Consider the following 16589-nt stretch of genomic DNA (forward strand, 5'->3'; position numbering starts at 1 on the left):
AATTCGCGGCGGTCCTTACCCTTCCCTCTGAGGGGAAAAGGGAAGGCGGGGAGAATACTCTGAAGGGGAGAGAAACGACAGGGAGCACAGGGGATTCTGAAAATGAGCGATATGACTTCCCTCTCAATGGAGGGTGCCACCCGGGAGGCGCAGAGGGGCGAAACGATGACCGCCATGAGGAAATTAGGCATCGCCTTTCTCATAGGGATTGCGGTCATCGACTGGGGGCGGGTCGCGGTGCACCTCTCCTCACAGATAACCTTCACGCTGGGCGGCACGGCGCGGAACGTCATGATCCCTCTTTTTCTCGTCTTCTGCTTCATGACGGCCTTTAAGAAGCGGAGAGCCCTTTCCACGAAAGGGCTCGGGCCCCTAGCCGCATTCTGCGGCTATGCAGGGCTCTCGATCCTGTGGAGCCGCGGGTACGATTTCTGGTTTTTCGTGAATATGATCGTGCCGGGGTTTCTTGCCCTGCTTATGGCGCGGGCCCTCATGGAAGAGGACCGGGGCTTTCTCTGGGGGAAGCTCCTGCCGGTGTTCTGCCTTGGCCCCCTCCTCATCGTGGCCAGGGGGCTCATTGATTCGCCGGGCCACCTCCTCTCGATGGGCGAGCTTGACTCGCCTTTCGAGCAACACACCCTCATCGCGATGAATCTGTTGTTTATGATACCCCTTATCGTGGCGCGCCTCATCGATGACAAGGGGAGAATGTCTTTTTACGGCATTGCCCTGGTGCTCACGATCATGGGCGTGGTGCTCTGCGGCTCCCGCGTGGGGCTTGTGACGCTCGTCCTTGTGATAGTGCTCCTCATCGGGAGTTTTGCGTCGAAGCAGACGCGCCTCATCGGCGCCGGGGCCCTCGTGCTCGTCGTGGTCTTCTTCCTCGCTTTCCCGGTGACTCACCAGCGCTTCGTGGGGCTCCTCTCCCTGGGTGATGATCCGTATTTGATTACAAGGACGCGTATCTGGGACATGACATGGGATTTTACGAAAGAGCATCTCCTGCTGGGCGTGGGCTTCTCACCCGACACGTTCCGTGCCCTTGGCGCCGGGCGCTTCGGGAGCGACATGTTTTTCTATGAGCATCCCCACAACGTGGTGCTCCAGGTCCTCTCGTTCCTGGGGATACCAGGCCTGGTGCTTTTCGGGTGGCTTGCCGTGAGCACGGGGAAGAAGGTGGCGGCCATCATCAGGTCGGCGGAAGGGGAAGAGGGGCACATGGGAAAAGCGCTCGCAGTGAGCTTCCTTGGGTTTCTTTTTATGAACCTGGTAGAGGGGGGATTCAACAGCTGCCGCATGATGCTCACGCTCTTCATTGGCCTCGCTCTCGTGGAATATCTCGTCTCGCTGCAAGCGGCGGCCGGGGGTGGCGATGAGGCGCTCAGGGCGCCTCCCCGTGAATGCCCGCCATAAGGGCGGCGATTTTTTCCGAGGCCCTCCCGTCGCCATAAACGGGAGGGAAAGCTCCCGCGCCGGCGCGGTGGGTTCCGAGGGCGGCGAGGATTTTTTCCGTGTCGGCGCCCGTGAGGACGTTGGCGCCCGATGCCACCGTCTCTACCCACTCGGTCTCGTCTCTCAAGGTGATGCAGGGGACTCCGAAGAGGTATGCCTCTTTCTGCACGCCTCCCGAGTCGGTGAGGATAAGGCGGGCGTGGCGCTCGAGGGCGAGCATGTCAAGGTAGCCGAGGGGCTCGGTGACGGTAATGTGGGGCGCTTCTTCGAGGCGCTTCGCACGAGGGGTACCTTTGAGGGTCTCCCTCGTGCGGGGATGCAGGGGGAGCACGAGGCGCTCACCGGCTTTTGCGAGGGCTTCGATGAGAGCCCCGAGGCGCCCGGGGTCGTCGGTGTTCTCGGCACGGTGGATCGTGGCGAGAAGGTACGCTTTGGGGGCCAGGGAGAGGGTCTTGAGGATGGCGGAGCGCTCCCTCCCCGGGCGGGAATGGTAGAGAAGGGCGTCATACATCACGTCGCCGGTGAGATGGACGCCTTTTTCAATGCCTTCATGGGCGAGGTTCTCGACAGCCGTCACCGTGGGACAGAAGAGAAGGTCCGATGCGTGGTCGGTGAGGCGGCGGTTCACCTCTTCGGGCATTTTCTTATTGAAGCTCCTGAGACCTGCTTCCACGTGGGCGAGGGGGATATGGAGCTTCACGGCCGCGAGGGCTCCCGCAAGAGTGGAGTTGGTGTCGCCATAAACGATGACGGCACCGGGGTTTTCCTTTAAGAGGACTTCCTCGATGGCGGCGAGCATCTGGCCTGTCTGGCTCCCATGGGTGCCGGAGCCGATGCCGAGATGATACTGCGGCGCGGCGATGCCGAGCTCCTCGAAGAAGATGGCCGACATGCCGTGATCATAGTGCTGGCCCGTGTGGACCAGGATATCCTGGAAATGCCCCTGGAGGGCGCGGCTCACGGCGGCGACCTTCACAAACTGGGGGCGGGCGCCTACGATGGAAACGATTTTCACGGGAGCACCTCCTGGAAGGGGCATTCACGGGGGACGTGCAAAGGTGACGCTTGATGCCCACGCCCCGCACGAGTGGAGAGAATTCGCCCATTGCTCATCCTTTCCTCCTTGCGTGCATGGGGAGCGGCGGCGCTTCCCGGAAGGTTTTAATGAAACCCTTTCCGAGTTTTTAATTTTGTAAATATTAGCAAACTGTCCTTGTTTTCCGGAGGAAAGAAGGGCGCCGGGGAGAATACTCTTTTTCTATTTCAGAAAAGCGCAAGGAGTATCGTCATGCAAGGCACCGACACGACCCTTATTGAAGAGTTGAAGAGAAAGATCGCTTCCAAGGAGGCCGTGGTGAGCGTCATCGGCGCGGGCTACGTGGGCCTCCCCCTGGCGCTCGGCTATGCCCGCAAGGGGTTCAAGGTCACGGCCATCGACGACAACGCCGAGAAGGTGAAGCTTCTCTCCGAGGGCGTCAACTATATCACGCCCGAGGAGGACCTCAAGGAGCCTGTGGCGGCGGGGAACCTCAAGGCCACCACTGATTATGGCGTGCTCCGGAAGAGCGATATAATCACCATCTGTGTCCCCACACCGCTCACCAAGCACAAGGAGCCTGACATCTCTTATGTGGTGGCCGTGACGGAGCAGATCAAGAAATATCTTCGTCCGGGGCACCTCGTGGTGCTTGAGAGCACCACGTACCCGGGCACCACCGAGGAGGTCATCCTCCCAAGGCTTGCCTCTACGGGACTCACTGTGGGGAAGGATTTTTTCCTCGCCTTCTCACCGGAGCGTGTGGACCCGGGGAATCCCACTTATAACACGTACAATACGCCTAAGATCATCGGCGGCGTTTCGGCGGCGTGCACGGAGCTCACCAAACTCCTCTATGAGCAGATCATCGAGGTGGTCCACACGACGAAGTCGCCGAAGGAAGCCGAGATGGTGAAGCTTCTCGAAAATATTTTCAGATGCGTCAACATCGCCCTGGTGAATGAAATGGCGCTGCTCTGTAAGAAGATGGGCATCGATATCTGGGAGGTCATCGAGAAGGCCTCGACGAAGCCTTTCGGCTTCATGGCCTTCCAGCCGGGGCCTGGCCTCGGCGGCCACTGCATCCCCATCGACCCCTTCTATCTCACATGGAAGGCCAGGGAGTATGACTTTCACACTAAGTTCATTGAGCTTGCCGGCGAAATCAACGATCAGATGCCTTACCACATCGTGCTGATGACCATTGACGCCCTCGCATCCAAGGGAAAAGTAATGAAGGGGGCGAAGATCCTGCTCCTGGGAGCCGCCTACAAGAAGGATATTGATGATCACCGCGAGTCGCCGTCCCTGAAGATTATCAATCTGCTTGAGGAGCGGGGTGCCCTGGTGGAGTACAATGACGAGTTTATCCCCCGGATCAAGGTGAAGAGCGGGACAAAGCACTCGGTGCCCTGGAAGGACCCCGGCGGCTACGACTGCGTCATCGTCGCAACAGACCATTCGTATTATGACTACGGGCACGTGGTGGAGAAAGCCCGCGCCGTCGTGGACACGAGGAACGCCACGGGCCAGAGGGGCAACCCCAAGGTTTTTATCCTGTAGGCTTTGAGGAAGTCCTTTCAGGGGCGCCTTGAAAAGAGTCATGGAAAATAATTTGCACGAGAACTACATTGCCGCACCGCAAGGAGGAAAAGATGAACATTTCGATGGTTGACCTGAAGGGGCAGTATCACGCGATCAAGGGGGAGATAGACGAGGCCATCTCTTCAGTCCTCGAGGGATCGCACTTTATCATGGGGCCCGACGTGGGCGCCCTTGAGAAGGAAGTAGCGGAGTACCTGGGGGTGCGCTATGCCATAGGGGTGGGCTCGGGGACGGAGGCGCTCCACATCGCCCTCATGGCCTGCGGCATCTGCGGCGACGAGATGGAGGTCATCGTGCCGACCTTCACGTTCATCGCCACCTCTGAAGTGGTCTCTCTCGTGGGGGCCGTGCCGGTCTTTGCCGATATAGACGAGAGGACGTATAATATTTCAGTCGAGGATATCAGGAAGAAGATTACGAAGCGGACCAGGGCCATTATTCCGGTGCACCTTTACGGGCAGCCGGCGGCGATGGACGAGATCCTGGCCCTTGCGAAAGAGCACGGCCTCGCCGTCATCGAGGACTGCGCCCAGTCCATGGGAGCGGCATGGAAGGGGAGGAAGACGGGGTCGCTCGGCGACGCGGGCTGCCTTTCGTTTTTCCCGAGCAAGAACCTGGGAGGCTACGGCGACGGGGGGATGATTGTCACCAACCGCGATGATGTTGCCGAGAAGGCGAAGGCCATCAGGGTCCACGGGAGCAAGAAGAAGTACTTTCACCATATTGTAGGGTTCAACAGCCGCCTCGACACCCTCCAGGCGGCGATCCTGCGCGTGAAGCTCCGCCACCTCGAGGAGTGGAACGGGCGGCGGCGTGCCTCAGCGGCCCTCTATGACAGCGAGCTTGAGGGAACGCCTTATGTGACGCCCAAGGTGGCGGCGGGGGCCCATCACGTCTATCATCAGTATACGATAAGGACGCCGAAACGCGAAGAGCTTGCAGCCTTCCTCAAGGAGAAGGGAATTCCTTCGATGATCTATTACCCTCTGTGCCTCCATCTCCAGGAGGTTTACAAGGGGCTTGGTTATCATAAGGGGGATATGCCTGAGGCGGAGAAGGCCCAGGACGAGGTGCTCTCTCTTCCCATGTGCCCCGAGCTCACCGCGGAGAAGGTGAAGGCCGTGACGGGGGCGATGAAGGAGTTTGCCGGGCAGCACCTGGCCGTGGGATCACGCTGAAGGGGCAGGTTTCAGGCGACCGGGGTTAATGGGTCAGCTGCTTCATGGGGTGACCAATTAGAAGGAAGGCCGGGGTAATAGGGTTTTTTGCAGTTAAACAGGTCACCTGATGGGTCAGTGAATCGGTCAGGTGACCTATTGAGAGGAACGCGGTGGTTATCGCGTTTTTTTCTTTTTAGTAGGTCAGTCACTAGGTCACTTTTTGGTCACCTTGATCAACGCATGACCTAGTGGGTGTTCAGATCGGTCATCTGGCGGCAGGGGGGTGACCTATTGGAATGGAAGGCGTGGTGATGAGGTTTTTTGCACTTTACTGGGTCACTTGATCGGTCATCTGGCAGGGGGGTGACCTATTGAAAAGGATCCGGTGGTGGTGGGGTTTTTTGTAGTCTATTCGGTCAGGTTGATTGGTCGCTGTTTGGTCACCCTGTCAGGGTATGACCTATTGAGGTGTTCTGATCGGTCATCTGGCAGGGGGGTGACCTATTGGAATGGAAGGCGTGATGATGAGGTTTCTTGTCGTTTACCAGGTCACCTGATGGGTCCGGCGATCGGGATGGTGACCTATTGAAAAGAACGCGGTGGTTATGAGGTTTTTATCGGTTTGATAGGTCCGTCAATTGGTCATCACTCGGTCAGTCCTTCAGCGCATGACCTAGTGACCTATTGGAAAGGGTCTGGCGGCCGGGGGGGTGACCCATTGGAAAGAATGCCGGCGCGCCGAGATTTTTTGTGGTTTAATAGGTCAGTGAATAGGTCAGGTGACAGGAGAGCTGACCTATTGAAAAAAATGCTATGGTTATGAGGTTTTTATCGGTTTAGTAGGTCAGGCAATGGGTCATCAACAGGTCACCCCATGAGGATCTGACAGAAAGGAGAGCCGGGCACTTTTTGCGGCTTTATGCAGCTTATTGACACTTAATGCTTTATTTTGATATTATAAGAGTACTCGGATGAACGGAGGCAGCTCTTGTGGAAATAAAAGAAACTGAAGTCTATACTATGGATGAAGCTGCCAAATTGCTGAAAATAAGCAAAGCTACTATACAAAGGAGAATACAGAGCGGATCGCTGCATTCATTGAAAACCGGAAGAATCAGGAGAATCAGAGGTAAAGATCTTATCGCGTTCATAGAGAATGCTGTTGAGATGGGAACGAACAAAAGGAGCGGATATTGAGGGGTTGTTGCCCATAAGGCAGAAGAACGCCTGTGGGTGGCAATAAATGAATAAAGTCACTTGCTGGGCAGGCGACTTTACTCAGAAGATCTCATAATTTAACTGGCACTTAAATTAAAAAAGCCTTATGGGAAAAAGTCAACATCGCTTTGCCTTAGAAGGTTTTTTTATGAAAAAAACCGTGAGAACAGAATAGACTTTCTCTTCGCCCAGACGACAGAGGAGTGGAAAAAGATGGCGCCCCCTACAGAGAAGGAACGCATAAAGGAAGGAGCACGGAGAGAGGTGCTTTCCGAGAACCCCGGTATAGGAGAGAGGCTTCTGAGGGTGCCCATTCAGTTGAGGGAGAATAAGATAATTGCAGAAGAATTAGAATGTCTTGTGAAGGATCGGGGGAGTTGATGGAATAGCTGATGTGATGCTGCCCGGCGTGTACTACGAGTATTACAGGGCGGTGCGGTTGCTGAATATAGTAATACAATGTATTTGTCCGTGTAATAAGGAGCATTATGATGGGAGAAAACCGGTTACAGACGATATCACTGAGGGTGCCTGAAGAGACTTATGAAGAGCTGAAGAAATATGCCGCAGGGCATGGGAAGAACGTGAGTGACGTGGTAAGAGGGCTCATTGACGGGCTGCTCTCGGGGGCTCCCTCTCCGGCGCCAGGGCAGGGAGCGGAGCTCGCGAAGGAGGTCAGGGAACTAGGGCTGATATTCAAGGAACTTGACGAGCGGGAGAAAAAGACGGAGCGGTATGTAGGGAAGATGGCTGAGCGGCTCAATGAGGTGCAGGGGGGATTGAACAAGATTGTTTCTGTGGTCGGGCCTCTGATGGGAGGGCCTGCGGCTTTTCCTCGGTTTCCCTCACCATCGTGGAAAGTGCGTGGCGTGGAAGAGGAAGGCGGGAAAATTCCTGAAGGGGGAAAGCGTGTTGGAAAGCTGCAAAAAAAGGCGGCGGCACTGGTGAAAAAACGTGGGAAAGCCGTGGTGAAGGGAGTTCGAAAAATGTCCTAAAAGCCTACTGCTTCTGAGACATTTTCCCGGGGGAAGGCCTTCTGAGGGCCTGAAAAGAGCGTTTTAAGGCTCCAAAGAGGGGTTTTAGGTGCTCTTGAGGGGTTACGCCGAGGTTCAAAAATGACAGGAGAGGGGCGGCTTGTGAAGGGTCAGGTGACGGATATGGCGGGGAAAAAGGTGGGGACCCAGGTCCCCAGGCGGAAGGAAGAGACTGATGAGAGGCCGGGGCGCTACCGGAGCGCCCTGGAGGAGATACGGCATGAATTGCGGGAGCTTTGGGAAGGTCCGCCCTATGAGCGAGGTGACAAGCTTCCAGCGACTCTTTCACGGGAGGAGTGCCGGCAACTGATGACGGCCTATACGAAGGGGAAGTGGGCTTTCAGGAATAATTTGATAAGCCGGGTTCTTTATGCGACGGGACTCCGGGGTGAGGAGCTCGAAAACCTGAAGGTGTGCGATGTGAACTATGACCAGGGGACGATCTTCGTGAGGTCGGGGAAAGGTGACAAGGATCGGTATGTGTGTTGCGATGGGGAGACCTTTGCGTTGATCAGGAAGTGGGGCGAGGAGCAGAAGAAGGGTCTTGAGGATGCGGTGATAGGGCTCACGGTAAGGCAGATCAGGAGAATCGTCGAGGAGGCTGGCGAGCTCACCGGGATTGCGAAGAAGTACGAGGCGATGGGGCGGGTGTTCTCGTCACACAGCCTGCGACACGCCTTCGCGACGCACTGCTATGAGAACGGGATGAGGACGCTTACGCTGAAAAAGATGATGGGGCATGAGTTCCTCGCGACGACGGAGGTATATCTATATACGTCGATGCGGTACGAGGTGGAGGAGTTCAAGAGGGTGGGGCCGCTGGGGAGGGAATGAAGCTCTTTATTGATGAGAGAAAACGAATTTAACACTGGAATGGAGTGGCCTGGCTTTTGTAGAAGCATCGCTGAGAGAACCAGAGTGATGTAAAAGTGTTGCAAGTCCGGGAAGGTGATGCAGAAGGTCCATCAGGACTGGTTCACTGCAAGATGAAGGAATATCAAGAGGGAATGGATATGAGAAGAAGTCAAAAGGGAGAGGGGCGGCCAGATATGACCGCGATTATCTGCCGGTGGTTGAGAGAACAACAAACAACAAAATAAGTGAACTATAAGGAGGAAGAACAATGGATAGCAGATTGCAGCCTGTTGCGCAGATCTTCACGCTTTCCGAGGGACTTTACCGTAAGTCCCTGAATGGTCTTACACGGGATGAGCTCCTGAGAAGTCCCGGCGAGAGCTCCAATTCCATGCTCTGGATTGCAGGCCATCTGGCCCACACGAGGTATCTCCTGCTCAATCTGCTGGGAGCGAACAAGAAAAAGCCATGGGATGATATTTTCGCACGCGGAGCTGAAAAGGATAATGAGCCGGGCAAGTACCCCGGAATCGAAGAAATAATGAGCGTGTGGGATGAGGCAACCCGGGAGCTTTATGAGCGCTTCGAGAAGCTCACGGCGGCAGAGCTTGAGGGTGCCTCGCCGCGGGAGCTTCCTTCTGTCGAGAAGACCTTTCTCGGTGCCCTGAGCTTTTTCGCTTTTCATGAGACGTATCATGTGGGCCAGCTCGCCTATATCCTCAAATGGCTCGGGAAAGGGCAGCTTGTAGGGTAAGGGGTTATGTATGAAATATCGGTTTGAATCGTATTTTCATAGAACATCACTGCAAAATGCGGGGGTTATGTGTACAGAATAGCGGTTTGAACCGTGGTTGAGGTTGCATGGAGTCATCGCTATGAAAAAATAGGGCGCACGGTGCGAAGGAATAACTCCTATGGAGAGAGTCACTTGATATGGGAGGTCGCTGAATAGAAAATGAAAGAAAACTGTGTCCAGCCCGGTTCTTACCCGATTTGTATGACAATGGGCACCACGGGCTCCCAAATTACGCTTGACACTCTTATAGTGCATGAAGATTCCTTTGCTTTGCTGTTCCATGCTGATCCGCATGCAGAGTTCGATGAGTGCCGCATCAAGAAGAACCGTGAGGAGCTCTCCCACCATAGAATCTCTCGTGCACATATTTCGGGAAGCTCATTTGCTATGGTTTACGGTAAATTACCCGCCGTCCCTTTCGAAATTATTATAAGGAACAAGGATAAACGCTTTCTTAAGTGGGAATTCCGGCTGAAAAGCCTCCTGCCAGGGGAAGATCAATCCGGCATTCTCTTCAGAACCATTACTGTAAATGCTTCCTTTTCCATCGGCAATGGCATACAAATCCACATCAGTCATATCAGTACCGGCCAGTTTCCCGATGGAGAGAGTTATGCTTTGCTGAAAGGTGATTTTAGTGAGGTATGGGGAACCGAGAGGTTTCTCATGGTCGATATGGAACTTGAGACAAGGGTAGAAAGCTATTTATTTGTGCCTTGGCAGTACTTGAATGCTTTCGAGCACCCTATTTTTTTACCGCCCGAGGCCACCATTTCAGGCTGCCGGTTGGTAAGCATCCCGGAGCTCATAGAAAGCTCTCAGCATGAGCCTCGATTCGAAGGTCCCGATAAATCAACCATCAGAGTATCTATGCAAAAAAAGAGATGGCTATGGTGAAAAATAAAAGTAGCAGATAAACCTCTCAAGGCTATGCCTGATCCTCCTGCCCCGAGAATATCCTGATAACTGGGGTGGAAAGCGCTGATTATGGCGGTAGGGAGAGACGCCAGGAATGTTATTGAAATGTCGGTTGCAATCGGTGACGGGAAGTGCAATGAAGATTTCAAAGCAGAATGTCTTTACCGGTACTCAATGTTTCATTGCCGTCCTTATTTTCATTATGTGGAATACCATTACAAGTGTTGAATGTGCTGTATCTGGTTATGAGCTTCAAGCTGTTGAAGCGATCAAAAGAGTGAAAAAAAGTGTGGTCGGCGTTTCTGTGAGATATTCTGAAAGTTCTGAAATACGTTGTGGGACCGGACTTATAATTTCTGAGAACGGCTATATTATCACCACTGCCCATCTCATCCCGGGGGCAGAAAGGATTCAGGTCAATGTGTCTGACAAGGAAGAGCTCACCGCAAGCCTCATCGGTGCAGAATGCCACAGTGGTATTGCAGTAGTGAAAATAGAAAGAGGCGATTTGCCTGTTCCTGTTTGGGAAAATTCAGGCAGATTGAGGACTGACGAGATTTTCTTTGCTTTAGGGCACCCTTTAAAATTTGGATTTACAGTCAGATCATTTTGTGGTATTCGACCAGGGCATGAGGCAATAGCAACAGGAAAATATAATTGGGACCGGTCTTCCGGTGATACAGTGATAAACAGGAAGGGAGAAGTTGTCGGACTTTTCGTGGTTTCAGACAGGAAGAAGCCGGATCTTTCCCAACCTGTATCGTGCGAATTATTTGTCCCTATTGATAAAGCACTGAAAATTTCAAAATTCTTGATTGACAACCGTACAAAGGCAGATTTTGAGCCATTGACGGGGATTTCTGCGATAAGTGTCACAAAGGAAATGTCCGATTTGTGTAATACGCCCATAAAGTATGGCGTTCTGGTGAATAACGTAGCCAAAGATGGATGCTGTGCGAGGGCAGGAATATATCCGGGAAATATAATCAGTGAGGTTAATGATACAAAGATTTCTTCGATGAAAGATTTTGAGGCTGTCTTGAGGGATCAGCCTTTGAGACAGGATATGAAATTCACAGTCTGGCATGGGTTGAGAAAGAAAGAGATAGCGGTAAAGGGGGAAAATTCTGACAAATAAAGCTGAGAATTAAAGTCCGTGAATCCGGAGACACGCATACCATAGACCACCTCCGCAAAGTAACAACCTTACCAGCCAGACCATGTGGAGTTTTCAGCGCTTCACCACCTGGTATATTTTCACGGCGATTCTGTTGCGGTGGAAGATTGCTTCAAAGGCCTTCAGGTGCGCCAGGGGAAAAAGGATGGAGGCGGGGGAGAGTTTCTCACTTTGATTGTTTGACAAATATTACCCAACAAATTATAATAATAAGGGGAAGATGTTGGGTAAGTGGTGGGCGGTATGGATGTCATAAGAGGAGTGCTTGTTGAGGAATTGGAGAACTCCCTCAGAATCAGAGAGCGATATCTTGAGAGTCTGCGAGCGCTCCCCAGGGGAAGCCTGCGCAAAAAGCACATCAATGGGCACGATTACTACTATCTGGCCTTTCGAGAGGGGCGGAAGGTGAAGTATTCATACCTTGGGAAACTCTCTGAAAGCCGCCTGAGAGAGTATGAAGAGGGGCGCAGAAAAAGGGATGAGCAGAAAAAGGCCGTCAAGAAGCTTGATCAGCAGATAAGATATCTGAGGAAGGCCATCAATGTCAGAGCAGATTGAGCTTGTATACAAAATGTTGAAGTCGCTGCAAGAAGCGGGCATTCTCGGGAATATGATAATCGTGGGGAGCTGGTGCATACATTTCTACAGGCATCACTACAGAGAATCCGAGGTGCTGCCTCCCCTCAGGACAAGGGACATTGAATTTGACGTGAGCTTTCTCAGGCATGCACGGAACAAGGTCAATGTCATCGAGCTGCTTGAGAAATTGGGCTTTCTCGTGGACTTTAAAGGGAGCGGATTCACCAATCTTGAGAGCCCTGAGCTCATTGTGGAGTTTCTTGTTCCCGAAAAGGGAAAGGGGAGCTCGGCCCCCCGTGTCATTTCTGGCTTCGGTATCAATGCCCAGCCTATAAGGTTTCTGAACTTCCTTGAAGAAAGGTTGATAGACGTCAGCTACAGGGATCTTGTGGTCAAAATACCCCACCCCGCCTGGTTCGCGATACATAAGCTCATCATATCCAGAAGAAGGCCGGAGCACCAGGCGACAAAAAAGAGCAACGATATTACTCAGGCACTGGCAGTCTGGGATATGGTCGTCGCCATGGGAGAAAAGGGAGAACTCAGAGAGGTGCTGAGCTGGATCCCCAAGGGATGGCTGAAGCTGGTAAAGGAGTCGCTAGTGCTTGCTCAGCAGGCAGAGAGACTGGAAGATATGCAGGTCCAGTCACCACGATAGCGACACAATCACGGAGAGGCTTGAATTTTTGATATTCTGCAAATGGGTCCGGCAGGCTAGGCCGCCCTTTTTCGGAGCCAGGTTAATGGCGGGCGTGTCTGGCCTGCCGGACCACACCTGAGCTCACAGGCGGCGTAAGGCAGAAGAGCAGGTCTTTCGGCACCTGGCTCTGTCGAGGGATTGTTGCAGGGTGCCGAGGTAAGTGAAGGCGACCAGGTACGGCAGGCGCCGGGGGCTGTTGAGGGCCGGCCTGGTGCTGAAGGGGCCTGTACCGGTATTTTGCCCCTTCGGCATGCCCGCTGTTTCGGTGCAAAAATCGGCAAAGGGGCCGCGGGGTGAATGCCGATTTTTAGCCCTCCCTGAGAGCTGGTTCCCCCTTCAGCATTAATGCCCCTCTACCTTAAAGGGGGATGTGCCAAGGAGGGGGTAGTCTGAAGGGGGAAACTGCGGCAGGGGGGGCGGCAGAGCCTCTATCAGGGCTTACGTTACGCCGAACAGCGAGGCAAAGGCCGGCCCTCAACATGACGCCGAGTACCCAGCCCAACATAACCGGCCGACGAGCCTACCCCCGGCAGAGCACCGGGAGCTCAGAGGAAAGGGGGCGGGCGAGGAGGCCGCCTAACAGAGACACGTAAAGGCTTTGTTGTCGCCCTGGTGGCAGTGTGAACAAGCAAGGGGCGAGGCACCGTGACAAAGAGCTTGTTCAAGTCCTGTTGATAAACCTCACCGTCTTCGGTTTATCAACAGGACGGCACTGTCACCAGGGGAGGGAGCGTGGGGAAGTGATCCGGGGAGTGGATCATTAGGGTGAACATGGAGGACATTTTCAGAGCATGGCAGGGGGTCTGGAGAGATTTTTCATGGCAGGGGCGACCTTCACCCCGGGACAAGGGAAAATAGGGCGAAATTTGAAGGGTCTTCGGAAATCCCTTGGCTATGGGCACCGATGGGGCAATGAGGGGGCGGTGAGCCTATTTTTCATCCGGCTTGATGAGGGCGATGAATTCCTCCGGTGTCACTATTTTTGTACCATAGAACGTGGGAAAAGGGAAGTGTTTTTTATTGCCCGTGACAAGGAAATGCGCTTTCCCCTCGAAAGCACATTCCAGGAATTTGTTATCATCAGGGTCAGGGCTTATCACAAAGGAGTGACCAGGTGAGAGCACTATGGCGGTGTCAAGGACAACCTTAAGTGCGGCGTCGATTTTTTCATTGCTGAGCCGGAACTTGGCTCTACGGATAACCTCAGAATATTCGAGAAAAATCTCTCGTGAGATGAGATGCTCAAAGGTGCCGGGACATGCCATCAAAAACAGAATTTTTCCCGGGAGGTTATCAGGATTCAAAGTGCCGGAGACAAACACATTGGTGTCAATGACTACTCTTGGCGCGCTTTTCTTTTCTGTATGCTTTGATTTCGGCATCTATCTCCTCCGCGGCAAGCCTGTCGGTTCCTCTTTCTTTCGCCTCTTCCCAGAGATCCTCCAGCGCATTGTAAAGCTTGGCTGCTTTTATGGCTTTTTGGACCTTTTCGATGTTTTCATCGGAAACAGGAACAAGAAGGGCAAATGGCTTACCTCTTCTCGTGACGACGATTTCTTCATCTTCAGCCTCTTTCATGACTTTTGAGGCATTGACCCTGAAGTCCCTGACGGTGGCATATTTCATAAAATCCATCTCCTTGTAGGTCAATTATCCTACATCCATTATAGATGAGAACTACTGAAGAGTCAATGGCAACGCGCGAAAAACGATGCATAAACTTTCACAGATATCATTCACCCGTTACAGAGTTTATGCTCTCTCCGAAGCGGGGCACCACCGGTAAAGGGTGGGAACAGAGACGCCGAGATTCTGAGCAATCTCCCGGGGCGGCATACCCTCGCTCATGAGCTTTTTCGCCGCTTCCACCTTGCCTGCGGTCATAAGCCGCTTTCTCCCCCCCACACGGCCTCTCTTCTTTGCTGCGGCAAGACCTGCTCTGGTGCGCTCTATCAAAAGCTCACGCTCCATCTGGGCAAGAGAGGCCATCACGTGAAAAAAGAATCTTCCCGCAGGCGTGGTGGTGTCGATGCCGTCGGTGACGCTGTGGAAGTTCACCCCTTCTTCCTGAAGTCTCCCTATGAGCTCGATGAGGCCCTTGACGCTTCGGCCCAGGCGGTCGAGCTTCCAGATCACCAGGGTATCACGGGTACGGAGATGCTGAAGGGCCTCGGCAAGACCAGGCCGATCCTGTTTTGTCCCCGACAGCTTGTCTTTGAAGATTTTTTTGCACCCGGCCTTGCGCAAGGCGTCGAGCTGCAGGTCCAGGCTCTGTTCATCCGAGGAGACGCGGGCATATCCTATGAGCATCTTTTGTCCTCCTTTGTGGCGGGGGGGAATGAAATGAAGATCCGGATCTCGGATCACATTCTCGAAACTCGCCTCTATAGTACCATATTGAGAGAGTTATTTCAAGAAAGAGTTTCGAGAATTTTGAGGGGCTTGAAATGGGAGGGCTTTCTCAAAACCGGGAGGGTTATCGAAAACGAGGGTTTGTGAGAAGACATATGGAGGCGGAGAAGGCCTGCTAAAATGGCATTGGGGCAATGCTGCGACAGCAGGAGGCAGCTTGTTTCCTATAGGCCCAGTTCGAGGGGAACCTGATGAACTTCTGGTATTCACATATCAAGCCGGTTGTGGCGGGGCTCGGCCTTGAGACCGATACCATGGAGAGGGCAAACTCAGAGAGCTCTTTGTAAATCGGAAGAATTGGGGGATATTCCATGGTACCCTCCGAGCAGGTGGAGCAAATCGGCAGCTCAGAGAGGTGACCTATTGAAAAAGATGGCGTGGTGATAGAGTTTTTTGCATTTTACCAGGTCATCCAATAGGTCAGCGGATCGGGAAGGTGACCTATTGAAAAGGATGCGGTGGTGATGAGGTTTTTCTTGATTTAATAGGTCAGGCGATGGGTCATTGTGTGGTCAACCCTGTCAGCCTATGACCTGTTGAGGCGCTCAGAGAGGTCACTTGGTAAGGGGGGTGACCTATTGAAAGGAAAGCCGTGGTGATAAGGGTTTTTAGGGTTTACTGGGTCACCCGATAGGTCAGGCGATAAGAAAGGTGACCTATTGAAAAATATGGTGCGGTGATAAGGTTTTTCTCGGTTTACCAGGTCAGGTGCGGGATCATCATGTGGTCACCCCGTCAGCCTATGACCTATTGAATTTTACCATACTTCTGAAAAATTTGCAGGGCGCAAGGTGACACATAAAGAAACAGCGCGTTGAAAGCCTGAATAATTGACAAATAGAGGGTATTATTATAAGTTAACGTATGATAATATTATCGCAAAAAGGATGAGAGTATGGCATCACACATAAAAGATCACCGGAAGGAATGCCTGTGTCCCATATGCAGAAGCGCCCGGGGGGAAACGCGCAGAAACAAGAAAGCCTTTACCGCGAGCATCAACATCGCGCTTCTCGAGGAGCTGAGAGAATGGGCCCGGGAAAAGCATACCACATTGACAGGCGCCCTCGAGGAAGCGATAAGGTTATTGATTAAAAAGAAGGAGCATTCCAGGGAAAAGGGAGGGCAGCTTATCGGAAATGACCCGATATCCCCTGAGCTGGCAGTAAAGGTTGACAGGCTCCGTAAAAACAAGAAAAATACAGGACACTCCATTTCTTCTGAGCCGGCAAGAGGTGTTTCACCGCCAGTTAAGGATTCAGGCAGTGTGAAAGAAGAGCACCGTGCGGGAGCTCGTGCTCAAGGCCGTGGAGGAACACATTGAGAAGCACAAGGAAAAGTAAGGCAGATTCACGTGGTATGAGCCGGGGGGAGAAGAGAAATAAAAGGTATTCACCGGGGATCAGGAAGTGTTATCCGACGAGTCGAGAGAATAGTTTCTCGCGGGTCGAGGGGGTATTGTGTTCTGAGTGAAGAAAATGCCGTCTCGCGGGTCGAGAGAGTATTGTGTCCTGAGTGAAGAAAATGCCGTCTCGCGGGTCGAGGGGGTATTGTGTTCTGAGTGAAGAAAATGCCGTCTCGCGGGTCGAGAGAGTATTGTGTCCTGAGTGAAGAAAATGCCGTCTCGCGGGTCGAGGGGGTATTGTG

At 53.1% G+C, this 16589-nt stretch carries 17 protein-coding genes; 13 read left to right on the forward strand and 4 right to left on the reverse strand.

The features are described from left to right. Nucleotides 1-102: 102 nt before the first annotated feature. Nucleotides 103-1413, forward strand: a complete 1311-nt coding sequence (locus RDV48_29865; protein MDQ7827041.1) for an O-antigen ligase family protein — start codon at nt 103-105, stop codon at nt 1411-1413. Here the strand turns inward: RDV48_29865 and wecB are convergent. Continuing rightward, complete coding sequence (gene wecB, locus RDV48_29870) at nt 1382-2467, reverse strand: UDP-N-acetylglucosamine 2-epimerase (non-hydrolyzing) (protein ID MDQ7827042.1); 1086 nt, start codon at nt 2465-2467, stop codon at nt 1382-1384. The two genes, RDV48_29865 and wecB, sit on opposite strands and share 32 nt — an antisense overlap. 273 nt (nt 2468-2740) lie before the next feature. On the opposite strand from wecB, the gene RDV48_29875 reads away from it, so the two are divergent. The 11 genes from RDV48_29875 to RDV48_29925 all read left to right on the forward strand — a co-directional run bounded on the left by RDV48_29875 (nt 2741) and on the right by RDV48_29925 (nt 12488). Beyond that, entirely contained in the window at nt 2741-4051 is a 1311-nt protein-coding gene (locus RDV48_29875; protein MDQ7827043.1) for a nucleotide sugar dehydrogenase, read from the forward strand. 92 nt (nt 4052-4143) lie between these two features. Next, nucleotides 4144-5271, forward strand: a complete 1128-nt coding sequence (locus RDV48_29880) for a DegT/DnrJ/EryC1/StrS family aminotransferase (GenBank protein ID MDQ7827044.1) — start codon at nt 4144-4146, stop codon at nt 5269-5271. Nucleotides 5272-6243: 972 nt separating this feature from the next. Continuing rightward, nucleotides 6244-6450, forward strand: a complete 207-nt coding sequence (locus RDV48_29885) for a helix-turn-helix domain-containing protein (protein MDQ7827045.1) — start codon at nt 6244-6246, stop codon at nt 6448-6450. Nucleotides 6451-6684: 234 nt separating this feature from the next. Continuing rightward, nucleotides 6685-6852, forward strand: a complete 168-nt coding sequence (locus tag RDV48_29890; GenBank protein ID MDQ7827046.1) for a hypothetical protein — start codon at nt 6685-6687, stop codon at nt 6850-6852. Nucleotides 6853-6959: 107 nt separating this feature from the next. Next, on the forward strand, nt 6960-7466 hold the full coding sequence (locus RDV48_29895) for a hypothetical protein (protein ID MDQ7827047.1): 507 nt from the start codon (nt 6960-6962) through the stop codon (nt 7464-7466). A 120-nt stretch (nt 7467-7586) separates the two neighbouring features. After that, nucleotides 7587-8339, forward strand: coding sequence for a tyrosine-type recombinase/integrase (locus RDV48_29900; GenBank protein MDQ7827048.1), 753 nt, complete (start codon nt 7587-7589; stop codon nt 8337-8339). 289 nt (nt 8340-8628) lie between these two features. Continuing rightward, entirely contained in the window at nt 8629-9114 is a 486-nt protein-coding gene (locus RDV48_29905) for a DinB family protein (protein MDQ7827049.1), read from the forward strand. A gap of 201 nt (nt 9115-9315) precedes the next feature. Next, nucleotides 9316-10053, forward strand: coding sequence for a hypothetical protein (locus tag RDV48_29910; GenBank protein MDQ7827050.1), 738 nt, complete (start codon nt 9316-9318; stop codon nt 10051-10053). Nucleotides 10054-10210: 157 nt separating this feature from the next. After that, nucleotides 10211-11212: a trypsin-like peptidase domain-containing protein gene (locus RDV48_29915; protein ID MDQ7827051.1), complete on the forward strand. Its 1002-nt coding sequence runs from the start codon at nt 10211-10213 to the stop codon at nt 11210-11212. Nucleotides 11213-11494: 282 nt separating this feature from the next. Continuing rightward, a complete protein-coding gene (locus RDV48_29920) occupies nt 11495-11809 on the forward strand; it encodes a hypothetical protein (protein ID MDQ7827052.1) in 315 nt (104 codons plus the stop codon). Continuing rightward, nucleotides 11793-12488: a GSU2403 family nucleotidyltransferase fold protein gene (locus RDV48_29925; protein MDQ7827053.1), complete on the forward strand. Its 696-nt coding sequence runs from the start codon at nt 11793-11795 to the stop codon at nt 12486-12488. The genes RDV48_29920 and RDV48_29925 overlap by 17 nt, the downstream gene beginning before the upstream one ends. A gap of 971 nt (nt 12489-13459) precedes the next feature. Here RDV48_29925 and RDV48_29930 read toward each other — a convergent pair. From RDV48_29930 to RDV48_29940, 3 genes are all read right to left on the reverse strand, one after another. After that, nucleotides 13460-13912 (reverse strand): putative toxin-antitoxin system toxin component, PIN family, encoded by a 453-nt coding sequence (locus tag RDV48_29930; protein MDQ7827054.1) that lies wholly within the window; start codon nt 13910-13912, stop codon nt 13460-13462. Further along, nucleotides 13860-14156, reverse strand: coding sequence for a type II toxin-antitoxin system prevent-host-death family antitoxin (locus tag RDV48_29935; protein MDQ7827055.1), 297 nt, complete (start codon nt 14154-14156; stop codon nt 13860-13862). The genes RDV48_29930 and RDV48_29935 overlap by 53 nt, the downstream gene beginning before the upstream one ends. A gap of 126 nt (nt 14157-14282) precedes the next feature. Beyond that, nucleotides 14283-14840, reverse strand: coding sequence for a recombinase family protein (locus RDV48_29940; protein MDQ7827056.1), 558 nt, complete (start codon nt 14838-14840; stop codon nt 14283-14285). Nucleotides 14841-15837: 997 nt separating this feature from the next. On the opposite strand from RDV48_29940, the gene RDV48_29945 reads away from it, so the two are divergent. Further along, complete coding sequence (locus tag RDV48_29945) at nt 15838-16266, forward strand: hypothetical protein (GenBank protein ID MDQ7827057.1); 429 nt, start codon at nt 15838-15840, stop codon at nt 16264-16266. The last annotated feature ends 323 nt before the right edge of the window (nt 16267-16589 follow it).

The organism is Candidatus Eremiobacterota bacterium, from assembly GCA_031082125.1.
GTDB lineage: Bacteria > Vulcanimicrobiota > CADAWZ01 > CADAWZ01 > Ess09-12 > Ess09-12.

What these genes read in the sequence shown, in the direction of transcription:
- RDV48_29865 (MDQ7827041.1), top strand. Translation starts at nt 103, where the DNA reads ATGAGCGATATGACTTCCCTCTCAATGGAGGGTGCCACCCGGGAGGCG.
- RDV48_29875 (MDQ7827043.1), top strand. Translation starts at nt 2,741, where the DNA reads ATGCAAGGCACCGACACGACCCTTATTGAAGAGTTGAAGAGAAAGATC.
- RDV48_29880 (MDQ7827044.1), top strand. Translation starts at nt 4,144, where the DNA reads ATGAACATTTCGATGGTTGACCTGAAGGGGCAGTATCACGCGATCAAG.
- RDV48_29890 (MDQ7827046.1), top strand. Translation starts at nt 6,685, where the DNA reads ATGGCGCCCCCTACAGAGAAGGAACGCATAAAGGAAGGAGCACGGAGA.
- RDV48_29895 (MDQ7827047.1), top strand. Translation starts at nt 6,960, where the DNA reads ATGATGGGAGAAAACCGGTTACAGACGATATCACTGAGGGTGCCTGAA.
- RDV48_29900 (MDQ7827048.1), top strand. Translation starts at nt 7,587, where the DNA reads ATGACAGGAGAGGGGCGGCTTGTGAAGGGTCAGGTGACGGATATGGCG.
- RDV48_29905 (MDQ7827049.1), top strand. Translation starts at nt 8,629, where the DNA reads ATGGATAGCAGATTGCAGCCTGTTGCGCAGATCTTCACGCTTTCCGAG.
- RDV48_29910 (MDQ7827050.1), top strand. Translation starts at nt 9,316, where the DNA reads ATGAAAGAAAACTGTGTCCAGCCCGGTTCTTACCCGATTTGTATGACA.
- RDV48_29915 (MDQ7827051.1), top strand. Translation starts at nt 10,211, where the DNA reads ATGAAGATTTCAAAGCAGAATGTCTTTACCGGTACTCAATGTTTCATT.
- RDV48_29920 (MDQ7827052.1), top strand. Translation starts at nt 11,495, where the DNA reads ATGGATGTCATAAGAGGAGTGCTTGTTGAGGAATTGGAGAACTCCCTC.
- RDV48_29925 (MDQ7827053.1), top strand. Translation starts at nt 11,793, where the DNA reads ATGTCAGAGCAGATTGAGCTTGTATACAAAATGTTGAAGTCGCTGCAA.
- RDV48_29930 (MDQ7827054.1), bottom strand. Translation starts at nt 13,912, where the DNA reads ATGCCGAAATCAAAGCATACAGAAAAGAAAAGCGCGCCAAGAGTAGTC.
- RDV48_29935 (MDQ7827055.1), bottom strand. Translation starts at nt 14,156, where the DNA reads ATGAAATATGCCACCGTCAGGGACTTCAGGGTCAATGCCTCAAAAGTC.
- RDV48_29940 (MDQ7827056.1), bottom strand. Translation starts at nt 14,840, where the DNA reads ATGCTCATAGGATATGCCCGCGTCTCCTCGGATGAACAGAGCCTGGAC.
- RDV48_29945 (MDQ7827057.1), top strand. Translation starts at nt 15,838, where the DNA reads ATGGCATCACACATAAAAGATCACCGGAAGGAATGCCTGTGTCCCATA.